The 2,900-nt window shown below is 64.4% G+C and carries 1 protein-coding gene and 1 tRNA gene; one reads left to right on the top strand and one right to left on the bottom strand.

Annotated elements, in window-relative coordinates:
- Positions 1 to 2,441, bottom strand: a 2,441-nt coding sequence (gene rnr, locus PVZ72_RS19575; protein WP_273862783.1) for a ribonuclease R, incomplete at its 3' end; no start/stop codon positions are given.
- Positions 2,442 to 2,651: 210 nt separating this feature from the next.
- Here rnr and PVZ72_RS19570 point away from each other — a divergent pair.
- A tRNA-Leu gene (locus PVZ72_RS19570) sits at positions 2,652 to 2,738 on the top strand.
- Positions 2,739 to 2,900 lie beyond the last annotated feature (162 nt).

The following is a 2,900-nucleotide window of genomic DNA, read 5'->3' as shown; positions in this document are numbered from 1 at the left end:
ACGACGCTCGATTCCTGCGCCGGCGCACCGCGACGACGGCCGTTACGCGAGCGGCGAGACCCTCGCTCTGGCGCCGGGGAGACGGGCTCGCCCGAGGCTTCGACAGCCGGAGCAGCGCTTGGCTCCTGCGCTGGCGCTGGCGCACCGCGGCGACGGTTGTCGCGCTTGTTGCGCGGCTCGCGCTCTTCCCGCACCCGTGGCGCCCCGGCACTGGCCGGCAGTACGAAGTCGATCTTGCGCTCGTCCAGATCGACGCGCGCCACTACCACCTCGAGGGGATCGCCCAGGCGATAGCTGCGACCGCTGCGCTCACCGGAGAGGCGATGGTGGACGCTGTCGAAGTGGTAGTAGTCGTCGGGCAGCGCGGTGACATGCACCAGACCCTCGACGAACACCTCGGACAATTCGACGAACAGGCCGAAGCCGGTCACTGCGGTGATGACGCCGGCAAAGGTTTCGCCGACGCGATCCTTCATGAACTCGCACTTGAGCCAGTTGGAGACGTCCCGCGTGGCTTCGTCGGCGCGGCGCTCGGTCATGGAGCACTGCTCGCCGAGCTGATCCAGGCGCAATTCGTCATAGGGATAGATGCGCGCCTTGGCCATGCTCGTCGCGCCTGCGCGCTTGACGTGCTTGGTCTCCAGCTTGGAGCGGATGACGCTGCGGATCGCCCGATGCACCAGCAGATCCGGATAGCGCCGGATCGGCGAGGTGAAATGGGTATAGGCCTCGTAGTTGAGACCGAAGTGACCGTTGTTGTCCGGGCTGTAGACCGCCTGGCTCAGCGACCTGAGCATCACCGTCTGGATCAGCCGGAAGTCCGGCCGCTCGCGGATCTGCTGCAGCAGCGCCTGGTAGTCCGACGGCACCGGGTTGGCCTTGCCCTTGGTCAGCGACAGCCCCATCTCACCGAGGAACTGCCGCAGATTGGTCTGCTTTTCCAGGGGTGGCGCATCGTGTACCCGGTACAGGGCCGGCACCTTGTGCTTCTCGAGGAACTTGGCGGTGGCCACGTTGGCGCACAGCATGCATTCCTCGATCAGCTTGTGGGCATCGTTGCGCTGGGTCGGGCGGATCTCGGAGATCTTGCGATCGGCGCCAAAGACGATGCGGGTGTCCTGGGTGTCGAAATCGATGGCCCCGCGGACATGCCGGGCAGCCAGCAGCACCCTGTACAGACTGTAGAGCTGCTCCAGGTGCGGCACCACCTCGCCGAGCTGCTTGCGCAACTGCTTGCCTTCGGCCGACTTGGGCTGCTCCAGCACCGTGGAGACCTTGTTGTAGGTCAGGCGCGCGTGGGAATGGATGACCGCTTCGTAGAACTGGTAGCCGGTCATGCGCCCGGAGGCGGCGATGGTCATCTCGCAGACCATGGCCAGGCGATCCACCTGGGGATTGAGCGAGCAGAGCCCGTTGGACAGGGCCTCGGGCAGCATGGGGATCACGCGCTCGGGGAAATACACCGAGTTGCCGCGCTTTTCCGCCTCGGCGTCCAGCGCCGAACCGACCTTGACGTAGTGGGAGACGTCGGCGATGGCGACGTAGAGCCGCCAGCCACCGGACTTCTTGGCCTCGGCATAGACGGCATCGTCGAAGTCGCGGGCGTCTTCGCCATCGATGGTCACGAAGGGCAACTGGCGCAGGTCGATGCGCTTCTGCTTGTCCTTCTCTTCCACCTCGGGCTTGAGCTTGGCGGCTTCCTTCTCGACGGCCTTGGGCCACTCGTTGGGGATGTCGTAGCTGCGCAGCGCCACCTCGATCTCCATGCCCGGCGCCATGTAGTCGCCGAGAATCTCGACCACTTCGCCCTGGGCCTGCCGGAAGGTGGTGGGCCACTCGTCGATGCGCACCTGCACGAACTGGCCGTGGGCGGCGCCGCCGTGCTTGCCTTCGGGCACCAGCACCTGCTGGCCGATCTTGGGATTGTCCGGCACCACGTAGGCCAGGCCGCTCTCCTGGAAGAAACGACCGACCAGGGATTCATGTGCCCGGGTGACCACCTCGACCAGGCCGCCTTCGCGACGACCGCGCCGATCGTGGCCGGCGACCCGCGCCAGGGCGATGTCACCGTCGAACACCAGGCGCATCTGCGCCGGGCTGAGGAAGAGGTCGTCGCTGCCGTCGTCGGGGATCAGGAAGCCGAAGCCATCGCGATGGCCGGCAATGCGTCCGCGCACCAGATCCAGCTTGTCGATGGGCGCATAGGCGCCGCGGCGGGTATAGATCACCTGACCATCGCGCTCCATGGCGCGCATGCGCCGCCGCAGGGCTTCGAGCTGGTCCTCGGTGACGAGACCGAATTCCTCGGCCAACTGGGGCCGTGTGGCCGGGGCGCCGCGATCGGCGAGATGAGCCAGAATGAGTTCGCGACTCGGAATGGGGTTATCGTACTTTTCCGCTTCCCGGGCGGCCTCGGGATCGAGGGATTGCCAATCGGCCATCAGTCTGGGGTTACCTTCTAAGTCTGGGTTCGGTAGGAACTGCCATAACGCCTATTGAAACGTGAAAACCGCGCAATAGTTAGCCTGGCATGCTCAATAAAAATATTTTTCACAGCAGGGGTTTACAAGCAAACGCCCCCTAAGTAAAGTGCCGCCCCACGACGCCGTGAGCAATCGCGACGTCGGAGATGAGCAATCATCGCCTTGAGTGCCCAGGTGGCGGAATTGGTAGACGCACTAGGTTCAGGTCCTAGCGGTGGCAACACCGTGGAAGTTCGAGTCTTCTCCTGGGCACCACTCATTATAGTCGATCGATTTGCAGATCGGTCGACGAAAAGCCGGCGCCAGCCGGTTTTTTAATCCTGAAACCCGCAAGGGTGACGGGAAGCGATCAGAAGTCGCGCTGCAGGCCCAGGTGGCGGAATTGGTAGACGCACTAGGTTCAGGTCCTAGCGGTGG

This window comes from Pseudomonas sp. LA5 (assembly GCF_028640825.1).
GTDB classification, from domain to species: Bacteria; Pseudomonadota; Gammaproteobacteria; order Pseudomonadales; family Pseudomonadaceae; genus Chryseomonas; species Chryseomonas aestiva.
The sequence above is the reverse complement of the archived record's forward strand: the minus strand, read 5'-3'. Positions and strand labels throughout refer to the sequence as shown.